This is a genomic window from Phytohabitans maris (genome assembly GCF_031085175.1).
In the GTDB taxonomy this organism is placed as follows: domain Bacteria; phylum Actinomycetota; class Actinomycetes; order Mycobacteriales; family Micromonosporaceae; genus Phytohabitans; species Phytohabitans maris.
Genome location: NZ_JAVHUY010000004.1, coordinates 191,393 through 211,638, shown reverse-complemented (window position 1 = coordinate 211,638; position 20,246 = coordinate 191,393). Strand labels below are relative to the sequence as shown.

Genomic DNA, 20,246 nt, shown 5'->3' with positions numbered 1-20,246 from the left:
CTTCAAGTCGTTAGAACGACTTGACGGGAGCTTCGATCACGGACGTGGGGAGGGTAACGGTGATCGCTCGGCCAGTTCGTCAGAGCTTGGCGGGCTCGATCTGGTCCATCGCGGGCTTGACCGACTCGACCACGCGGGCCACGAAGCCGGCCGGGTCCGGTTGGGGGGCGCGCATGTGCAGGTGGCGCACGCCGAGCGCGGCCAGCTCCTCGGCGCGGCGGAGAAAGGCGTCCGGGTCCTGGGTCGGGTCGACGGAGTTCTGCACGGTGATCCGGATGTCGCCGATGTCGCGGCCTTCGCGCTCGCAGTGGCGGCGCAGCACGCCGACCTTGTGGCGGACCACGTCCGGCTCGTTGACCGTGAAGTTGCAGGCGTCGGCGTACTTGGCGACCAGGCGGAGCGTCTTCTGCTCGCCGTTGCCCCCGATGAGGATCGGCGGGCGGGGGCGTTGCAGCGACCGTGGGCGGTTGAGGGTCTCGGCGAGCGTGTAGTGGCGGCCGGCGTACGCGCCGTCGTCGTCGCTCCACATCTGCAGGCAGATCCGCAGCGTCTCCTCCAGCCGCTCGAACCGCTCGGCCAGCGGCGGGAACGGCACGCCCAGCCCACGGTGCTCCCGCTCGTACCAGGCGGCGCCGAGGCCCAGCACGGCCCGGCCGCCGGAGAGCACGTCGAGCGTCGTCACGGTCTTGGCCAGCAGCCCCGGGTGGCGGTAGGTCACGCCGGTCACCAGCGTCGCCAGCTCGACGCGGGAGGTGTGCGCGGCGGCGTAGGCGAGCGCGCTGTACCCCTCGAGCATCGGGTTTTCGGCGGGCCACACCTGTTCCATCTGGAAGAAGTGGTCCATGACCGTGAAGAGGGCGAAGCCGCCGTCGTCGGCGGCCTTCGCGGTGTCGGCCAGCAGCGGGGCGATGGCCGCGTCGCCGCCGGGGTTGGTGAAGTTCAGGAAATGGATGCCAAGGTCCACCCGGCAACCCTATCCCCCGGCGGGACCGGAGGTGGTCGCGTGGGCCTCGGCGCGCCCCTCGTCGCGGGCGCGGGCGAGCAGCTCGGCGAGCCGCCGCCGGCGCCGGCGTACGGCGGTTCGGGCGGTGAGTGCCACGGCGGCGAGGAGGGCGGCCAGGAGCAGCTGCGGCCAGGGCAGCGTCCACACCGTCACGGTCGCCGAGGTGGGGCGGACCTCGGCGCTCTCCAGCGCGGCCGGGGTCAGGTCGACGGTCGTGGCGAGGGGGCCCAGCGCCCACACGCCGGCGACCCGTACCTCGACCTCGCGGCCGCCGCCCGGCAGGGTCCGCGCGACCTCGGCCCGGGCGCCGTGCTCGGCCGCGCCGAACAGCTCCGACGTGGTCACCTCCGCGGTGCCGGTCGCCGCGACGCTGCCGTCGTTGGTCACCGTGTACCGGACCAGGATCGAGCCGGCCGAGAAGGGGTTCCACGAGCGCCGGTACGTCGTGGTGAGGCCGTCGACGGCCAGCGACGCGGTGACCGTGCCGCTGACCCGCATCATGACCCGGAAGCCGACCCGGCTCTCGACCGCGACCGTACCCCCGGTGGCGGTGACCGTCGCCGCGATGCCGGCCGGGTGGTCGCCCGGCCGGGCGTCCCGCGGCACGGTGATGGTGAACGGCACGACCGCCGTGCCCTTGGCCGCGACCGTCACCTTCTCCTGGACCCGGATCCAGGTGCCGCCGTCCACGGACTTCTGGCTGGACGGGAGCATGTTGAAGCGGCCCTTGTCGGTGAGGTAGCCGTCGGCCGCCTTCAGCGAGAACTCGGCGGGGCGGTCGCTGAAGTTGCGCACCGCCAGCCGTTCGGTCACCACCTGGCCCGCGTCCAGCGTGTGCTCCATCCAGCGGCGGCCGTCCGGGCCCCGCTCGTCGGCCGGCTGGACGGCCCAGGTGAGGGCGGGCGCGGTCGGCGACGGCGCCGCCATGGCGCCGGTGGGTGCGGCCGGCACGGCGACGAGTGCCGCGGCCAGCACCGCGAGCAGCCGCGGCGGGCGTCGGGTCATGGCGGACCTCCGGGGGTGGTGGGGGCCGCACCGCCGCGGCCCCACCGGTGCGTCATTCGAACAAGGACAAGGTCAACGTCGAGGTGTACGAGCCGGCCGCGACGTCGATCGGGGCGCGCAGGAACAGGTTGGCGTTGACGGAGTAGGAGTCGCCGGTGACGGCCTCGGAGTCGAACGTCGACACCAGCAGCTCCTGGTCGACCAGACCGACATTGTTGCCGGGCTGGGTCGGCTCGTCGAGGACGGTCACGACCTCCTCGCCCTCGGTGACCAGGCCGGAGTCGCCGCCGTCGACCAGGTGCGGCGTCCAGCCGAGGTGCCCGGCGCTGATCGGCGCCTGGCCGGCGTCGCCGACGAAGTCGGTGGCGCTGCCCAGTACCGCCCAGGCGGCCCCGTCCGGCACCTCCTCGGCGATCCGGGTGTCGGTGACGGTGACGGTCGGCAGGCTACCGACGAACTGCCGGACCAGCAGGGTCGAGCCCTCCTCGGCCAGCGCGACCGAGTCGCCGGCGATGGACATGGCGAGCACGCCCGGTTCCCGGATCTCCTCGATGTCGACGGTGACCCGCACGTCGTCACTGTCGCCGGGCGCGGCCAGTGCCGGCGACTGCAGCGCCATCGGCCCGGCCAGGACGGCGGCCGCGGCACCCGCCGCGACCATCCGCTTGCGTCTTCTGCTCATGTGATGCTCCGTTGCCTTTCGTGGGTTTGGTGGGACCCTTCGTGGGTGGTGGGAATGGTGGTTCAGGCGCAGGCCACGCCGGGGAACTCCGCCGTGTGGACAGTCGTCACCTCCTCGCCGGCCACCGTCCCGGTGGCGCGGACCGTGGCCGAGCCGGCCGCGACCGAGGCCGACCTGGTGGCGAACGACTGGTAGGCGTTGGCGTCCGGGGCGACGCTCGCGAACGTCCGGTCGCCGTACGCCGTCTCGAAGATGATCTTCACTGGTGTGTCGTGGTCGTTGCGAGCCCGTACCGCGACGTACGCCTTGCCGGCGACGCATCGCGCCTGGACGGTGACCGTGACCGGCACCCGCGCCGGCTGGGTGCCCGGATCGTCGGCGAAGACCCGCCATTCGGTGATCGCGACCGCCGAATAGGTGGTGCCGTTGCCGTTGGCCCGGATGGTCGCCCGCACCCGCGGGGTGGTGACCGGGTCGAAGGTGACGTCGTTGAACGCGGTGGTGCTCGTGCCGTACGGGGACGCGCCGGTCACGTCACGCCAGGCCGAGGTGGCCCCGTCCCAGTACTGCAGGACCCACCCGTCGGGCTGGGCGACGCCGTCGCCGCTGCCTTGGTTGGAGTCCCGCCAGAACTTGAGCTCGGTACCGGTTATCCGCACCGGGCGGGCCCAGTCGTACTGCACCCACTGGGTCGCCGGCCGGTTGCCGGACCAGGTGCCCCAGATCTGCGCCTGGCTCGGGTTGGCCGGGTCGGCGCCGTCGTTGAGCGCGGTGACGCTGTTCCAGCCGGCCGTGTACGACGCGGTCGGCGTCCCGATCGGCCCGATGTTGCCGGTGAGCGGCCCGGACAGGTCCGCCGGGATGGTGGCGCTCTTGGCCGTCTCCAGGTTTCCGGCCGTGTCGACCGCCCGGAACGACACCGTGTGCCGGCCGCTGTCCGGCGCCGCGATCGCACCGGTGTAGGGCGTCCACGCCCCGGTGTCGACGGCGTACTCGATCCGCGCCACCCCGGAGGTGGCGTCGGTCGACAGGAGCATGACCGCCCGCGTGACGCTGTTGACGGAGGCGGCGCTGACCGGCGGCGTGGCGTCGATGCGGACGGCCAGGCTCGCCGGCGCCGAGACGTTGCCGGCGCGGTCGGTCGCGGTGGCCGTGACGGTGTGCCGCCCGTCCCCGGAGACGTCGACGTCGGTGTACCGCACGTCCCGCACGACCGCCGGCTGCCCACCGTCCACCGTGGACTCGATGGTCAGCCGCCCGCCCCGGTCGTCGACCCCGGCCGCCCGGACCCGCACCGCGGACCGGTACCAGCCGGCGCTGCCCGCGCTGCCGCTGGGGGTGAGCGTCAGCGCCGGCGCGGTCCCGTCGCCCTCGGTGTCGCTCGGCGAGATGACCCGGACCCGCGCGGAGATCCGGCCGGCGGCGTACCCGAGCACCGTGCCCTGGACGGTGAACGTGCCGGGCGCGGCGACCTGCTCGTCGGTCACCGGGTCCCAGAAGACCGGCACCTGAAGGGTTTCGCCGCCGGAAGGGGCGCCGAACGAGACCGGCACCGTGCCCGGTAGCTCCCGCTCCCCCACCTCGACCGTCATCTCCGGCGGCGTGACGGGCGACGGCTGCGCCGCCAGGACCTTCCACTCCTCGACCGCCACCGCCGAGTACGTGCTGCCGTTGGTCGAGGCGTCGAACGTCGCCCGTACCTGCGTGGTCGTCACCGGGTCGAACGTGGTGCTCTGGAAGCCCTGCGTGCCCGTCGGGAAGCCGCTCGGGTTGGGCACGTCCGCCCACTGTCCACTGTCGAGGTTCCAGTACTGGACGCGCCAGCGGGCCGGTGCCGCGACGCCGACGCCGGTCCCCTGCGGCTGGTCGTTCCAGAAGTCGATCTGCGAACCGGAGATCCGCATCGGCTGGTCCCAGGTGTACTGGGCCCACTGCTGGGGCGGGTTGTCGCCGGTCCAGGTGCCCCACATGTCCGGCGGCAGCGGGTTGGCGCGGACGATCTCGTCGTTGAGCGCCTTGATCCAGTACTGGGTCGGCACCGGCTCGTTGGAGACGGTCGCCTTCGCCTCCTGTGCGATGTTCGCCCGGGGCGTGAGGTCGCGCCCCTTGGCCGGGGTGGGCGTGACGAGCTTCATCCGCGGTGGCGTCTGCGCGTCGTCCCACTCGACCTTGTCGATCGCGACGGAACGGCGGAAGTGGCCGCCGCCCACCGCGTCGGCGGTGTGGTAGGCGATGTACCACTCGCCGTCGAACTCCAGGATGCCCGGGTGGCTGGTGGTCGAGGAGACCGGCCGGAGCATCGTGCCGCGGTAGGTCCACGGCCCCTCCGGCGCGGCGGCCGTGGCGTACGCGATGCAGGCGTGGTAGTTCGCCGGGGTGCAGGCCGAGGTCGGGCCGGCGTTGTTGCCGGCGTACGCCAGGTAGTAGGTGGTCCCCCGCTTGAAGAGCCAGGCCGCCTCGAAGAAGCCGGTCAGGCCGGTGACGGTGCGCGGGGTGCCGACCGGGGTCTTCATGTCCGCCTGGAACTCCAGCATCCGCAGGTTGCCGAACGATCCCCAGTAGACGACGACCCGCTCCCCCTCGACCAGGATCGTCGGGTCGATGTTGTGGATGGTGTTGGCGGTGGGTACCCGCTGGGAGATGATCGGCCCACCGGCGTGGTCGGTCCACGGTCCGGTCGGGCTGTCCGACACGGCCACGCCGATCGCGAACTTGTCGGACGCCGGGCTCTCCCGCTCGTTGATCGGTACGTACCAGTAGTAGCGCCCGTCCACGCCCCGGACCACCTGGCCGGCGTACGCGCGACCGGGCGTGGCCCAGGCGAAGACCTGCTCCGGGCGCATCAGCGAGGGATAGTGGGTCCACTGTCCGGATTGGACGTCGGTGGTGCGGAAGGCGCCCCACTCGTTCATGACGAAGTCGTTGGTGGTGGGTCCGGCCTCGTCGTGCCCGGTGTAGATGTAGAGCTCGTCGCGGCCGCTGGTGTTGCCGGGGGCGCCGGCCGGCACGACGAGCGGCGCCGGGTCGGCCGAGTAGTAGCTGCCGTCGCCGAGGATCGGGTTCGTGGTGTCGGTGAACGGGTACGAGTCGGCGGCCTGGGCCGGTGCGGGGACCGCGACCAGCACGCCGGCGAGGAGCCCGGCGGCCGCGCAGCGTCTCAGGAAGGCTTTCACGGTGTGATCTCCCGCGTTCGGTGGGGGAAGGTGGCGGCGCCGGTTGCCCGGTGCCGCCACCTCTCGAAGGAGCTAGCCGCAGGTGATTGCCGGGTACTGCGCGGGAATCTGCGCGGTGACCGGCTGGCCGTTCACGGTCCCGGTGACCTTCACCGTCGCCGTCCCGGCCGGCACCGTCTTCAGGCGCGTGTTGAACGCCTGGTAGGCGGACTTGCCGGGCGCCACGTTGGCGACCGTCCGCGACCCGTACGGCGTGACCAGCTCGATCGTGAGCGGCACGTCCTCGTCGTTGCGGGCGGTGACCGCCACGTACGCGTTGCTGCCGGTGCACTGGCTCCGGGCCTGGACCGCCACGTCCCACACGGGCGGGTCGCCCACCGTCAGCGTCAGCGTGGTCTGCGTGGTGCCGGCCTCGCTGACGTAGTCGGGCAGGATGAGGTCGCCGATGACGGTGTACCGGCCCGGGGTGTCGACCACGCTCGGGTCGAACCGCCAGTCGACGCCGATCGCCTGGTTGTCCCGGGAGCCGTCGTTGTACGAGACCTCCACCTTGTCCGGCAGGTACGGCTGCTGGCCCACCTCGACCTTCTGCTGGAAGGTCTCGGCGCCCTGGATCGAGATGCCGTCCTGCGCGGTCTCCGGCCGCACGTAGACCCGCGCTTCGGCGATCAGGCCGTAGGCGTCGTTCGTGCCGTAGACCACGAACGGGTCGACGTTGGTCTCGGCCACCATCTCCGGCGTGATCGGCTGCCAGTTGAACGCGACCTTGCCCCGCGCACCGCTGGCGGAGACGCTGTCGAGCTCGCTCGGCAGCGCCGGCACCACACCCTCGGTGGTGCGGATCAGCACCGGCGAGCGCACCGAGTCGACGGTCTCGCCGTTGGCCCGCCAGCGCAGCACGCCGGTGCCGGCGCCGCCGGACATGACGCCCCAGATCCGGATGCGCAGGTGGCTGGTGGTGATCGGTTCGAAGGTGAAGTGGTTGTAGGCGTTGGTGGCCAGGCCGTTCGCGTACGTCGAGCCGCCGGTCAGGGTGACCGGGGTCCAGGTGGTGCCGTCGGTCGAGGACTCGATCACGTACGTCGTGGCGGTTGGCCGCCGGGTGCCGCCGTTGTCGTCGTACCAGTAGACGTCGGTCGAGGAGAGCCGCACCGGCGCGGTCCACTTGTACTGGATCCACGCCTGCGTGGCCGGGCTGGTGCCGTTCGCCGGCTGGCCCCAGTTGCCCCAGCCGTTGCCGGAGCCAGGGTTGGAGCTGCTCGGCGTGGTCGCCTCGTTGACCCGCTGGTGGTTCTCCCACGACGCGGTGCCGCTGGTGGTGATCGCCGCGGACGAGCCGAACTCCGCGGTGACCTCCTTCTCGGCCAGCGTCACCGACACCGTCGCCTCGGCCCGCTTCTCCCCGTCGTCGGCGAAGAACCGGAACACGTAGTCGCCGGCGACCGTACCGGTCACCCGGGTCGTGAGCGCGTGCGGGTCGGCGAAGATGACGCCCGCGTTCGCCGGCTTGGAGACGGTCTCCCAGCCGTAGGTGAGCTCGCTGTCGTACGGGATGCCGTCGTCGGAGGCCGTGCCGACCAGGCGCGTGGACAGGTTGCCGTCCTGCGAGCCGTCCCGGATGGCGGTGACCGCCGGGGCCTGGTTCGAGACCGGCGGCACGTCACGACCCGAGTCGAACACCTGGATCTCGGAGATCGCGGTGAAGAAGGTCGGGTTGTTGGTGAACGCGACCCGCAGCTTGTTCGACGTCACGGTCGCGAAGAGCGCCTCGTTGAACTTCGCCGACGGTACCGTCGGGTTCTTGAACTGGTTCGGCACTTCCTTCCAGCCGCCGTTGCCGTCCGGCACCTGGATCCACCAGCGCGCCGGCTCGCGGTAGCCGCCGGCCTGGCGGTCGCTGACGAAAGTCACCTTGACGTTGTCGAAGGACTTGGCCGAGCCCAGGTCGAGCTCGACGTAGCCGTTCTTCTCCGCCGTGCCGTAGTTGCCCCAGTAGGGCTCGTTGGCGGTCACGCCGTCGTTCACGGCGGCCAGCGACACCGGCCGCTCGGTCTCCTTGATGGCGCCCGGCGTGTAGTTCATCGCGGTGGTGCTCGAGCCCGGCGTGTGGAACTGCCGCCACGGCGTGGGCCGGACACCCTGCTGGGTGTACGACGAGCCGAGGGTCGCGCCGGTCGCCAGGTTCGGGCCGTCCTCGCTGAGGTCGACGCCGGCCGTCTTGAGGTACGAGACGACCCGCTCGTCCTGGATCGGCGTCTCCACCGCGCTCGGGAAGTCGCTGCCGGTCGCCGCCGTGAACGTGACGGTCAGCCCCGCCTCGGCCTGGACCTGGTTGGTCTTCGGGTCGAAGGTGAGCTTGCCGAGCTTGTCGGTGCTGACCTTCTTCTCGCCGTTCAGGAACAGGCTGTAGCCCGCGCCCAGGCCGTAGTTGCTGCCGTCCGGGTCCCAGACGATGGTGACGTCCTGGCCGTGGTACCGCAGGTTGTTGGCCATGAAGTGGTCGTAGCCGAACTTGATCGGCCACAGCTCGATCTTGTCATCGGAACGCGGCTGGATGCCCGCCATGTCCTCGATGAAGATGTAGTTCATGTTGCCGAGCATCACGTGGTTCGGGTTGTTGCGGTTGTAGGTCTTCGTGGTCGGGTTCCAGTTGGAGTAGTACTCCGCCTGGTTCGCGACCCGCAGGTCCGCGTTCGGGTAGATGCTCCAGGCCATCCAGTCCAGCAGCCGCTTGGCGTACGCCGGGTCGACGTACTTCTGCTCCGGGTCGTAGTGGCGCAGGGCCGAGCGGACACCGCGGTACTGCACGGTGAAGTTGATGTTCGAGAAGTTGTTGGAGCCGCCGATCCCGTAGGCGGCCCGGTCATACTGGTTCGCGGTGTAGAACGGGAAGATCGGGAAGTTGTCGCCGTAGGTCAGGAAGCGGAAGCCGTCGACGTACGTCTGCCACTGGTCGAACGGGATGAGGTTCTGGGCGTAGACGTCGTAGAGGTTCGACTCCTTCGACGGGATCAGCGTGCGGGCCGACTCGGGCAGCGGGTTGGCCCGGCCGTTCGAGCTCGCCGCGCTGGTGGCGCCATGCGACGTGCCGGCCAGGAACATCCGCGCGTCCGGGCTCCAGAGCCGGTTCAGCACCGCGTCCCGGATGCCGTTCGCGCTGGCCGCCATCTGGTCCACCTTGGACTGGTCGGCGCCGCCGATCTGGTACAGCTGCCGGGCGGCGTCGAACGCGCCCCACACGTAGGCCGACTCGGGGCGCTCGATGGTCCGCGCCCCGGGCGCGCCGGCGTTCGCCTTCGGGAAGCCGAACGTGATCGCGTCGGCGTCGTTGCCCGGCATGTAGTTGGTGTCGTAGGCGATCAGGTTGTCGTGGTTGCCGTCGTAGTGCTCGAGCTGGCCGACGCCGTCGCCCTCGAAGTAGTGGGCGAACTTGGTGGCGACCTCCGTGCCGCCGCCGTGCACGTTGTACGCCTCGAGCCCGGCCGTGCCGATGTACTGCGAGTAGTGGTTGTTCCAGCTCGTGTGGCCGGGGCTGTCCAGGAACGCCGAGGAGCCGGAGAGCTCGCCGATGTTGAGGATCTGCCCGTACGGCAGGTACGGCGTGCGCAGCCATTTGGTGTCCTGCAGGTGCATCGGCTGGGTCAGCGCCACGGAGTTCTGGTAGAGGTTCACCCCCTCGATCGTGGTGGGGTACTGGTAGACGTAGCCGGAGGCGTTGGCGTCGAGGCTGTTGTAGCGCTCGCCCCACCAGCGGTAGACGATCGCCTTCTCCAGCGCCGGGTCGGGCACGTCGATGTACGGCACGTCCGCGGCCCACTGCCGGTTGAACGCGGTGATGCCGGTGCGCACCGCCTCGGCCGGGGAGAGTCGCGCGTACTCGTTGTAGCTCTCGACCGTCTTCGGCAGCGTGGCCGAGGAGACCGCGCCGACGACGGAGAGCGCCACCGAGCCGCCGGCCGGCACGGTGACCTCGCGGTCGAGGTTGGTGCCGGCGCGGGTGAACCCGGCGCCGGTCAGGCTGGTCCGGATCGAGTCCCACGGGGTGTCGACGAGCCCGTTGTTGGCGCCGCTGGTGATGGTGCGGGTCCCGGTGAGCTCGGCCGTACCCTGGCCGGCCTGGGTGGCCAGCGGCGAGGCGGCCCGGACGGTGAACGTCGCCGGCGCGTCGCCGGGGTTGTCGAAGGTGATCGCGGTGACCGCGACGTTGTCGTACGTGATGAACTTCGTCAGGTTCGCGGTGACGCCGGTGGTGCCGATCGTGTACCGGCTCTTGGCGTGGCTCGGCGCGTTGAAGCGGTTGGCGTTGACCTCGGTGACCGTCTGCCCAGGAACGGTCACCGTGTACAGGTTGCCGAGGTTGTTGGGGCCGCCGACGTACGCGCTGCCGGCGAAGCCCATGACGGTGAAGTTGTTGTTGCTGGCGCCGCGCATGTAGAGGGAGCGGCCGCGGGTCATCAGGACCGCCGAGCCGAGCGTGCCCTGGACGCCGAGGATCCGGTCGAGGTAGTAGTCGGTGCCGCCGGCGGCGAGGTCCTTGTCGAAGATGGACTGGTGCATGTTGCCGGCGGTGAACGGCACGCCGGGGTCGAGCTGGTTGGCGACGTCGCCGGTGTTGCTGTAGGTCGGGTCCCCGATCTCCATGACGTGGTGCAGGCCGTCGGTGTAGACCCCGACGTCGCCCTCGTTGCCGGGGAGGACGGGGCTGTCGGCGCGCGCGGGGGACGGTACGCCGACTGCTCCTCCCACGACCAGCGCGGTTAGGGCGACCCAGACGGGCGCCCTCCTCACGCGTCTACGACTCATGTCGTTTCCTTCCTCGATACTTGGTGGGGAGCGTGGAAGTACTTGGCGGGAAGCGTGGAAGCACTTGGTGGGGAGCGTGGAGGTCGCGTGGGTGTGAGCGCTAACACCCGGATCGGCTACCGCGCGGCGAGCCAGACCCGCATCGTGGAGGGGCCGCGGTTGGCCCAGGCGTGGTACTCCACCAGCGGCACCGCGTCGAGCTCGGCGCCGACCGCCGGCTCGGTCTGCGCCCGGTCGGCCCGGTAGGGCCAGTCGTGGTCGTACGGGAGCACGTGCCGGCAGCGCACCGTGACCCGGCCGTCGACCAGGCGGGGCGGCTGGCTGGTGTCGACGCGCAGCTCGTCCACCGCCGCGCCGCCCGGGACGTCCACGGACTCCAGGGCGAAGACGACCGGCCCGCGCTCCACCGCGACGCAGCCGCGGACCGCGTCGATCCGCGGGTCCGGGTACGTGAACCGGGGCGCCATCGGCAGGGAGAGCAGGACCTCGTCGCCGCGGTGCCAGACCCGCCGCTCGGTGACCGTGCCCGGCGCGACCGGCCGGGTCCGCCCGTCGACGGTCAGCGTCGCGCCCCGCGCCGCCCAGCCGGGCACGCGCAGCGACAGCGCCCACGGGTGCTCGTCGTCGCTGTCGATCCGCACCCGGATCTCGCCGTCGCGCGGGTAGTCGGTCTCGACCGTCACGCCCAGCTCCCGCCCGTCGGCGCGGCGGTGCGCCACGCTCCCCGGCACGTACTGGTGCAGCTGCAGCCCCTCGTCGTCGGCGGTGGCGACGTACGCCGTCAGGCTCGCCAGGGTGCGGGCGACGTTGGTCGGGCAGCAGGAGACCTCGAACCAGGGCGCCCGCAGCGAGGCCGCCGCGCGCAGGCTGGGCCGGTCGGCGTCGGGCAGCGTACCGAGCTCGCGGCGGTGCAGCGTGTTGGCGTAGAAGAAGCTCCGCCCGTCCGCCGACGGCGAGGTCGACACGACGTTGAAGAGGGTCCGCTCGATGAGGTCGGCGTACCGGGAGTCGCCGTCGGCCAGCAGCAGGCGCCAGGCGAGCATCACCGAGCCGATCCCGGCGCAGGTCTCCGAGTACGCCCGGTCCGGCGGCAGCACCCAGTCGCCGCCGAACGCCTCGTCCTGGTGGCGCGAGCCCTGCCCGCCGGTGACGTACGTGCGCCGGGTCACCGCGTTCGTCCACTGTGTCCGGACCGCGTCCAGCAGGCTGGCGTCCTTCAGCTCGACCGCGACGTCGACCGCGCCGGCGGCGAGGTAGTTGGCGCGCACCGCGTGTCCACGAAGGACGGTCGCCTGCCGGACCGGGGTCTCGTCCTGGAAGTAGTCCCGGCCGTACTCGACGTCGCTGAGCCGGCCGTGCCCGCGCCGGTCCACGAAGAGCGCGGCCTGGGCCAGGTAGCGGTCGTCCTCGGTGACCCGGGCGAGCTCCACCAGCGCGGTCTCGATCCCCGGGTGGCCGCAGACGCCGTCGATGCCCTCCGGGCCGAACGTGTCGCAGATGTTGTCGGCGGCCCGGCGGGCGACCTCCAGCAGGCCGTCGTCGGCGCCGGGCCGGGTGCGGGCGCGGGCCACCGCGGCTTGCAGCAGGTGCCCCACGCAGTAGATCTCGTGGCCCCACTCCAGGTCGGACCAGCGCGGCGCCTGCCCCGGCCGGCCGAACCTCGTGTTGAGGTAGCCGTCCGGCTCCTGCGCCGCGGCCACCCGGGCCACGACCGCCCGGAAGCGGGACTCGAGCCGCTCGTCGCCGCCGCGGCCGATCTCCCAGGCGAGCGCTTCGAGAAACTTGTAGACCTCGGAGTCGGAGAACTCCCGCCCGCGGCGCTCGCCGGCCAGGTCGCCACCGTTCGCGGCGAGGTCGAAGTTGCGGATCCAGCCCTCGCGCTCCAGCCAGTGCTCGATGTGCGCGAGGCTCGCCTCGGCGTTGACCGATTGCCGCTCGGCCCAGAATCCGCCGGTGATCCGGACGTCGCCGAGCCCGAGCGGGCGGAGCCGGCCGCGGACCGGGACGACGGGTGCGGCGGCGGGTGCGGTGCCTTTCATGCTCAGCCTTTCAGCGCGCCGGACATGAAGCCGCGCACGTAGTGTCGTTGAAGCAGGAGGAACAGGACGATGCACGGCAGGGCGAGGATGACGACGCCCGCTTCGGTCGCCCCGTAGTCGACGACACCCTGCACCTGGCCGCGCAGGTTGGAGACGGCGAGCGGCAGGGTCATCCGCTCGGTGTCGTTGATGAGGATCAGCGGCGCCATGAAGTCGTTCCACGCGGCGAGGAAGGAGAAGAGCCCGACGGTGATCAGGCCCGGCTTCACCGCCGGCAGCAGCACCCGCCACAGCGCGCCCCAGGTGGAGCAGCCGTCGACCGTCGCGGCCTCGTCGAGCTCGCGCGGCACCGCCTCGAAGGAGATCCGCATCAGGAACGTCGAGAACGGCAGCTGGAACATCGTGAGCACGAGCGCGACGCCGACCAGCGAGTTCTCCAGGCCGACCTCGTTGAGCAGCACGTAGAGCGGGATCAGCAGCGTCGCGTACGGGACCATCAGGATGGCGAGCGTCAGCAGGAACAGGAAGTTTCGGCCCGGGAAGCGAAACCGGGCGAACGCGTAGCCGCCGAACAGCGAGATCACCAGCGTCAGCGCGACGGTGAGCAGCGAGACGAACGCCGAGTTGAACAGGTACCGCCAGACGCCGGCCTGGTAGTTGGCGAGCGTCTCGTAGTTGCCGAAGCCCCAGCCCTCCACCTGGTTGGTGCCGGCCTGCGGGGAGACCGAGGCGACCGCGGTCCAGACGAGCGGGGCCAGGAAGATCAGGCCCAGGGCGCCGGTGAAGACCCAGTACGGCATGCGCAGCGCGATCCCGGCGACGTTGACGCCACGGCGCCCGGTACGGCCGGCCGGAGCGTCGCCGGCGGGGCGCGTACCGCCGGTGGCGGCCGGGGTTGACGGGGATACGACGGCCATCGGTCAGCTCTCCTCGGACCGGAAGGCGCGCAGCTGCAGCGCGTTGATGACGACCAGGGCGACCAGCACGATGACGGAGATGGCCGCCGCGACACCGAGGTCGTTCTGGCCCTGGAACGCCACCTGGTAGATGAGCTGGACCACGGTGATCGTGCTGTTGTCCGGCCCGCCCTTGGTGAGGATGTAGAACTGCTCGAAGGCGAGCAGCGAGCCGGTCACGCAGAGCACGGTGGTCAGCGCCAGCGTGGGGCGCATCAGCGGCAGGGTCACCCGCCAGAACGTCTGCCACCGGGTGGCGCCGTCCGAGCGGGCCGCCTCGAAGACGTCCCCCGGGATGCCCTGCAGGCCGACGAGCATGAGCACCATGTAGAAGCCGGCGTAGCGCCACACGATCAGGAACGTCGTGGAGAGCAGCGCGGCGGTCGGCGAGCCGAGGAACGTGAAGCCCCAGCTCTCCATCACCGGCGCGAGCGGGCTCGCGAACGGCGAGTAGAAGACGTAGAACAGCAGGGACGCCGAGGCCAGCCCGAGGGCGCTGGGGATCAGGAACGAGGCGCGGAGCAGGTTGTTCCACCGGCTCGACTCCTGCACCAGCAGGGCCAACCCCAACCCCAGGACCAGCAGCAGTACGGTGGCCAGCACCGTGTACTTGATGGTGAAGACCACCGAGTCGGTGAAGAAGCGGTGGTCGACCGCCTTCTCGAAGTTGTCCGGCGCGTTGAGTCCCTGGTCGCCGGCGAGCAGCGGCCATCTCGACACGGACATCTTGACGACCAGCCCCAGCGGCACCACGAACAGCGCGACCACGAAGACCGCCGTCGGTGTCGCGTAGAGCCAGCCGAGCAGGGCATGCCGGCCGCGTGGTCGCGCGCGCCCCCGCGTCGCCGCACTATCGCTCATCGCCGTCCTCGCTTCGCTGCGGGCGGCGATGAGGCTCACCGGCACTGTGCCTGATGATTCGCTCGCTGCGGCGCTCGCTCATGGGAACCGCTCGGTCGTTCGCGGGCGGGGTTTGGGGGGCGGGCGGGCGCCGGCTCGGCACCCGCCCGCACCGAACTACTGCTGGAGTACCGCGGTGATCTCTTCGTTGTCCTTCTGCACGTCACCGGTGCCGTTGAGCACCTGGTTGCGCACCAGCGTCAGCCATGGGCTGCTCGGCGCGTTGAACGCCTGCTGGAAGTTGAGCGCCACCGGGGTGTCGCCCTTGCCGGCCACCTCGTTGATGGTCACCAGGCGCGGGTCGGTGGAGGCGTACTTGTTGGTGGCCAGGTCGGCGCGGGAGACCACGTCCTTGTTCTTGGCCAGCACCTCGACCTGGGCGTCCTCGGACATCATCCAGCTCAGGAAGTTCCAGGCCTGGGCCGCCTTCTTCGAGTCCTTCGAGACGCCGATGCCGTCGCCGCCGACGAACGTGGAGGCCCCGCCGGTCGGGCCGGGGATGCCGGCGACACCGGCGTCGAACGGGGTCGAGGAGAGCAGCGTAGCCGGGTAGAACATCAGGCCGACCTTGCCCTCGGTGAACGCGGCGGTCCAGGTCGGGCCGGTCTCGCCCGCCGAGGAGGGGAGCACGGCGCCGGACTTCCACAGGTCGGCCCAGGTGCTGTAGACCTGCTTGGCGGTGTCACCGGCGAGCTCGGAGGACTTGCCGTCCGCGCTGAGCACCTCGCCGCCGCTGGCCCAGATCGACGGGAACCAGGTGAAGACCAGGCACCCGCCGCAGTTCAGGCCGGTCGCGGTGCCGTAGACGCCGGGCTTCTTCAGCCCCTGGATCTTCTTGGCCGCGGCGGCGTACTCCTCGAGGTTCGCCGGGGCCTTCTCCGGGTCGAGCCCGGCCTCCTTGAAGAGTTCCTTGTTCCAGAACAGCATCGACAGGTCCAGCACGAACGGCAGCACGTGCGGCTTGCCGTCCAGCGTGCCGGCGGAGAGGTGGCCCTTGTTGATCTGGTCCTTGAAGGAGAGCCCGTTGATGTTGGTGCTCAGGTCCTGGAACAGCCCCTGGCTCACCCAGTTCGGCACGTACACGATGTCCGCGGCGAACAGGTCCGGCAGGCCGCCCGAGCCGGCCGCCGCACCCACCTTGGCGACGTAGTCGTCGTTGGGTACGACGGTCAGGCTGACCTTGTTCTGGTGGCTGGCGTTGTACGCGTCGACGAGCAGCTTCGCCTGCTTCTCCAGCGGCGCGCGGGTCCACAGGGTGAGCTCGCTGCCGTCGTCGACGCCGTTGGGGCCGGCCTGGGCGGCGTCCGTACCGGCCTCGTCGTCCCCGCCGCAACCCGCGACGGCGAGTACCAGCGTCGCCGCGAGGGCCCCGGCCAGTGACCGCAGGGCGGTCCGTCTGCCCAAGGTTCTTCTCATCTGGTCGTCCTCCTCGATCTATGTGGGTCTTCGTCCGTTCTCGGTGGGCCTACAGCCGCTGCGCGAGCCGGTGGTAGGCGTTGTTCCAGCGCAGGTGGTCGGCGAACGACCGGTGCTCGGTCGCCGCGTCGATCAGGGCGAGCTCGACGCCGGCCATCTCGGCGAAGTCGGCGAGCGCCTCCCGGCCGACCGCGGTGCTGAGCACGGTGTGGTGCGGCCCGCCGGCGAGCAGCCAGCACTCGGCCGACGTGGCGAGGTCGGGACGGGGCTTCCAGACCGCCCGGGCGACCGGCAGCCGGGGCAGCGGCTCGTCCGGCTCGACCAGGTCGATCTCGTTGGCGGTAAGCCGCAGCCGGCCGCCCAGGTCGGCGAGGCCGACGACGATGCCCGGCCCTGGCGCGGCGGTGAAGACCAGCCGGACCGGGTCCTCGCGGCCGCCGATCGACAGCGGGTGGATCTCGAGGCGGGGCCGGCCGGCCGCGATGCTCGGGCAGACCTCGAGCATGTGCGCGCCGAGGATCTTCGGCTCGCCCGGCCCGAAGTGGTAGGTGTAGTCCTCCATGAACGAGGTGCCGCCGGGCGCGTCGCCGGCGACCGCCTTGAGGATCCGCAGCAGCGCCGCCGTCTTCCAGTCGCCCTCGCCGCCGAACCCGTAGCCGTCGGCCATCAGGTTTTGCACGGCGAGGCCGGGGAGCTGCCGCAGCCCGCCCAGGTCCTCGAAGTTCGTGGTGAAGGCGCCGAAGCCGCCGTCCTCCAGGAACTGGCGCAGGCCGATCTCGATCCGGGCGCCGTACCGCAGGGACTCGTGCCGGTCGCCGCCGCGGCGCAGCTCCGGCGCCACGTCGAAGCGTTCCTCGTACTCCTCGACCAGCTTGTTCACGTTAACGTCCGCGACCTCTTCGACGCTGGCGACCAGCGCGTTGACCCCGTACCCGTTGACCGAGACACCCAGGGTCGCCTGCGCGCCGACCTTGTCCCCCTCGGTCACGGCCACGTCGCGCATGTTGTCGCCGAAGCGGGCCAGCCGCAGCGAACGGGCCGCCCGCCAGCCGCTCGCCGCGCGGGCCCAGGTGCTGATCCGCTCCAGCACCGCCGGGTCGCCGGCGTACCCCACGACCGTCTTGCGGGCCACGCCGAGCCGCGACTGCACGTACCCGAACTCGCGGTCGCCGTGGGCCGCCTGGTTGAGGTTCATGAAGTCCATGTCCAGCTCGGACCAGGGCAGCGAGCGGTTGGCCTGGGTGTGCAGGTGCAGCAGCGGCTTGCCCAGCGCGGAGAGGCCGGCGATCCACGCCTTCGCCGGCGAGAACGTGTGCATCCAGGCGATGACGCCGACCACCGTGTCGTCCGCGGTCGCGTCGAGCAGGGTGCGCCGGATCGCGTCGGCCGTGGTCAGCACCGGCTTCCACACCACGCGCGGCGTGGCCCGCAGCCCTTCGCCGACGGCACGGCAGACGTCGCGGGACTGCTCCGCGACCTGTTCGAGCACCTTCTCCCCGTAAAGCGGCTGGCTGCCGGTCAGGAACCAGATCTCCGCCGGCTCTTCCTCGATGCCCACGACGGCCCACCCGCCTCTACTCGTTCCGAAAACCTTTTCGGAGGATTCTGGCCGCCTGTTTCGATCGTGTCAACAGTTGATTTCCACGCCCCGGCTCCGCCTCATCGACCCGCTTGAGCGGCGATCGGCGTCCAGCCCGCTGCGGTCCGAAACATCGAAATGTTTTCGACGATCACGGACAGTCAGGATCGCAGGTGGCGAGCCTCCCGGCTCAGCCGGCGGGGGCGGTCGAGTCGCGCATGACGACGCGCCCCGGGTACTGCTCGGAGGTGGGCGGTTCCCCGCCGTCGATGGCCGCGAACAGGCGCCGGCCGGCGACCGCGCCGAGCCGTTCGAGATTCATGTCGATGCTCGTCAGCCGGGGCCGGGAGTGCGCGGCGATGGCGTCCCAGTTGTCGAAGCCGATCACGGAGATCGCATGGGGTACATCGCGCCCGAGGTCACGCAGCGTTTCCAGGACGCCCCGCGCGATCTGGTCGCTGCCGCAGAAAATCGCGTCGACCTCGGGGTGCTGCTCGACCACGATGTGTGCCGCCGCCCGCCCCCAGGTCTCGTCCCAGGACCCGTAGTACGGCCGGCCGCCGAGCATGGTCAGCCCCGCGTCGGCGAGCGCGGCGGCCGCCCCCTCGGCCCGGTCCCGGGCGGCCGCGAAGCCCGGCTCGCCGGTGACGTGGGCGATGTCGCGCCGCCCGCAGGCCAGCAGGTGGTCGATGGCGAGCCGGCCGCCGCCCACGTTGTCGACGGTGATCGAGATGTCGGCCGGGTCGGCGGAGGGGGCGTACACGTACACCACCGGCACCGGGACGGTCCCGGCCAGCGGCGGCCGGGGGTCGGTGCTGGAGCCGACGACGATCAGGCCGTCGACCCGGCGGGACAGCAGCGCCCGGACGTGGTACGCCTCGCGGATCGCGTCGCCGCGCGCGTCACAGAGGAAGACCGAGACCTGCCCCGCGCCGAACGCGTCCTCGGCGCCCATGAGGATGGGGATCGAGAAGCGCCCCTCCAGGTCGCTGGTGAGCAGCCCGACCGTGCCGGTACGGCCGCCGAGCAGGGCGCGGGCCAGCGCGTTCGGCGCGAAGGAGAGCAGCTCCGCCGCCTTCAGCACCCGGGCCCGGGTCGCCGCCTTGACCTCGTCGCGGCCGTTGATCGCCTTGGACGCGGTGGCCACTGAGACGCCGGCGAGCTTCGCCACGTCGGTCAGCGTCGGTGCCCGGTTGGCCGGTACCTCTGGCTCAGTGCCCATGGAACGCTCCCTCTGCGCGACCGACCCCCGCCGTCCGTGGAGCGCTTTGTCGATCACCTCTCCCGACAGTACCGTCCCTGAAAACCTTTTCGCCGGTGCGACCCCGCAGGTCCCCCCATCCGGACCGGTTCCACTGTGCACCGGCCCCGGCGCGGCCGTACCTAGGTGTCGAAGTACCTGGTGCAGAGGCGGAGCCGGCGGGCGTCCCAGACCATGTACGTGCCGAGGACCAGCTGGACCTGGCTGCGCCAGACGTCCTCCCAGCGGTCCCGCAGCCGCAGGTAGGCGAGCGTGGCGCCGCGGGCCGGGACGCGCGTGCCGTGCGGGGTCATCAGGCAGGGGCCGCGGTTGGGCAGCGGGCGGGTGTGCGCCGCGGCGGTGGCGAACGCGTAGCGGGTCAGCAGCTCGCGGACCACGGCCTTGATGGCGATCGGGGCGAGGTGCCAGGCCGGGCAGGGGCGGTTGGCCGCGACGCCGAACGGGATGTCGCCGCCGGCGGCGTGGAAGTCCGGGTAGCTGAAGCAGAGCACCGAGCCGGCCGGGATCGCCGCGCCGCTCGCCACCGGGATCTCGGCCGTCGTGACGCGGTGGGCGATCCCGAAGAGCGGGTAGCGGCGCAGCGTCTGGTCGAAGACGTGGTCGAGGACGGCCGGGTCGGTCGCGGCGCGCCGCGGGTCTCCGGCGGCGGCCAGCGCCATGAGTACGTGGGCGGTGGCCTCGGCGCTCTGCACGACCGCGGTGTTGAAGAACGTGCCCTGCAGGTAGAACGCCCGTTCCCGGCGGTCGAGCAGCGACGGCAGCGCGTGCGGCACGTCGTCGAGGACGCGTTCGAGGTGGTCGGTCAAGCGCAGGCGGCGGTCCATGTGCCGCAGGCCGCAGCCCTTGAGGGCGGTGACCACGTCGTCGGCGTTGGCGACGATCAGCGCCCGGACCTCGCCGGTCGCCGGCCGCTGGAAGACCACCCGGTGGTAGAACTCGGCCCAGACCGGCATGGCCAGGTCGCGCAGGCGGACCAGCCCGGTCCGGACGGGCAGCGCGGCGTCCAGGCTGTCCACCGCGAGGCGCTGGGCGGCCGCGCTGGGCATGGCGAGGATGCGGCGGGTGCTTCGGGCCACGTCGTCGTACCGGGGGCCCGGCTCCAGGTGCTCCTGGTGCACGTCGGGGCCGGGCGAGAGCCAGTACCAGAAGAGGTCGGACAGGGCCGCGCCGCGGCTGCGACCGTTCGCGGCGGGGTGCCCGTACACCTCCAGGAAGCCGGCCGCGTCCACCAGGTCGCCGGGGATCGCGATGCCCTCCGGGCCGTTGATCCGGGCGAACAGCCACGTCCGCAGCGCGACCACCAGCCGCGGCAGCCAGTAGGGCAGGCTGGCGAGCACGGCGAGGGCGCCCGCGACGACGAGCACGACGATCACCCAGGTTGTACGAGATCCGGACCGGCCGGAGATTCACGCGAATCCCGATCGTGGTC

General features: G+C 71.5%; 12 protein-coding genes. All 12 read right to left on the bottom strand.

All coding sequences use genetic code 11. The features are described 5' to 3' along the window. Positions 1-79 precede the first annotated feature (79 nt). The 12 genes from RB614_RS05900 to RB614_RS05845 all read right to left on the bottom strand — a co-directional run bounded on the left by RB614_RS05900 (position 80) and on the right by RB614_RS05845 (position 20,190). Positions 80-964: an LLM class F420-dependent oxidoreductase gene (locus tag RB614_RS05900; protein ID WP_308711329.1), complete on the bottom strand. Its 885-nt coding sequence runs from the start codon at positions 962-964 to the stop codon at positions 80-82. A gap of 9 nt (positions 965-973) precedes the next feature. Further along, positions 974-2,008, bottom strand: a complete 1,035-nt coding sequence (locus tag RB614_RS05895) for a hypothetical protein (protein ID WP_308711328.1) — start codon at positions 2,006-2,008, stop codon at positions 974-976. A 52-nt stretch (positions 2,009-2,060) separates the two neighbouring features. Next, positions 2,061-2,690 carry a hypothetical protein gene (locus RB614_RS05890; RefSeq protein WP_308711327.1) on the bottom strand — a complete coding sequence of 210 codons (630 nt, stop codon included), beginning with the start codon at positions 2,688-2,690 and terminating at the stop codon, positions 2,061-2,063. 62 nt (positions 2,691-2,752) lie between these two features. Continuing rightward, positions 2,753-5,863, bottom strand: a complete 3,111-nt coding sequence (locus RB614_RS05885) for an OmpL47-type beta-barrel domain-containing protein (protein ID WP_308711326.1) — start codon at positions 5,861-5,863, stop codon at positions 2,753-2,755. Positions 5,864-5,935: 72 nt separating this feature from the next. Then, positions 5,936-10,666 (bottom strand): discoidin domain-containing protein, encoded by a 4,731-nt coding sequence (locus tag RB614_RS05880; RefSeq protein ID WP_308711325.1) that lies wholly within the window; start codon positions 10,664-10,666, stop codon positions 5,936-5,938. Positions 10,667-10,782: 116 nt separating this feature from the next. After that, positions 10,783-12,705: a glycoside hydrolase family 127 protein gene (locus RB614_RS05875; protein ID WP_308711324.1), complete on the bottom strand. Its 1,923-nt coding sequence runs from the start codon at positions 12,703-12,705 to the stop codon at positions 10,783-10,785. A gap of 2 nt (positions 12,706-12,707) precedes the next feature. Beyond that, complete coding sequence (locus tag RB614_RS05870) at positions 12,708-13,622, bottom strand: carbohydrate ABC transporter permease (RefSeq protein ID WP_308711323.1); 915 nt, start codon at positions 13,620-13,622, stop codon at positions 12,708-12,710. A gap of 3 nt (positions 13,623-13,625) precedes the next feature. Beyond that, positions 13,626-14,522, bottom strand: a complete 897-nt coding sequence (locus RB614_RS05865; protein WP_308711322.1) for a carbohydrate ABC transporter permease — start codon at positions 14,520-14,522, stop codon at positions 13,626-13,628. 156 nt (positions 14,523-14,678) lie between these two features. Next, positions 14,679-15,977, bottom strand: a complete 1,299-nt coding sequence (locus tag RB614_RS05860) for an ABC transporter substrate-binding protein (RefSeq protein WP_308711321.1) — start codon at positions 15,975-15,977, stop codon at positions 14,679-14,681. A gap of 49 nt (positions 15,978-16,026) precedes the next feature. Beyond that, on the bottom strand, positions 16,027-17,535 hold the full coding sequence (gene araA, locus RB614_RS05855) for an L-arabinose isomerase (RefSeq protein WP_308711320.1): 1,509 nt from the start codon (positions 17,533-17,535) through the stop codon (positions 16,027-16,029). A gap of 211 nt (positions 17,536-17,746) precedes the next feature. After that, complete coding sequence (locus tag RB614_RS05850) at positions 17,747-18,778, bottom strand: LacI family DNA-binding transcriptional regulator (RefSeq protein WP_308711319.1); 1,032 nt, start codon at positions 18,776-18,778, stop codon at positions 17,747-17,749. A 161-nt stretch (positions 18,779-18,939) separates the two neighbouring features. Continuing rightward, entirely contained in the window at positions 18,940-20,190 is a 1,251-nt protein-coding gene (locus tag RB614_RS05845) for a cytochrome P450 family protein (protein WP_308711318.1), read from the bottom strand. Positions 20,191-20,246: the final 56 nt, after the last annotated feature.

Coding starts and splice junctions, on each gene's coding strand:
- RB614_RS05895 (WP_308711328.1), bottom strand. CDS start 2,008: ATGACCCGACGCCCGCCGCGGCTGCTCGCGGTGCTGGCCGCGGCACTC.
- RB614_RS05890 (WP_308711327.1), bottom strand. CDS start 2,690: ATGAGCAGAAGACGCAAGCGGATGGTCGCGGCGGGTGCCGCGGCCGCC.
- RB614_RS05880 (WP_308711325.1), bottom strand. CDS start 10,666: ATGAGTCGTAGACGCGTGAGGAGGGCGCCCGTCTGGGTCGCCCTAACC.
- RB614_RS05875 (WP_308711324.1), bottom strand. CDS start 12,705: ATGAAAGGCACCGCACCCGCCGCCGCACCCGTCGTCCCGGTCCGCGGC.
- RB614_RS05870 (WP_308711323.1), bottom strand. CDS start 13,622: ATGGCCGTCGTATCCCCGTCAACCCCGGCCGCCACCGGCGGTACGCGC.
- RB614_RS05865 (WP_308711322.1), bottom strand. CDS start 14,522: ATGAGCGATAGTGCGGCGACGCGGGGGCGCGCGCGACCACGCGGCCGG.
- RB614_RS05860 (WP_308711321.1), bottom strand. CDS start 15,977: ATGAGAAGAACCTTGGGCAGACGGACCGCCCTGCGGTCACTGGCCGGG.
- RB614_RS05850 (WP_308711319.1), bottom strand. CDS start 18,778: ATGGGCACTGAGCCAGAGGTACCGGCCAACCGGGCACCGACGCTGACC.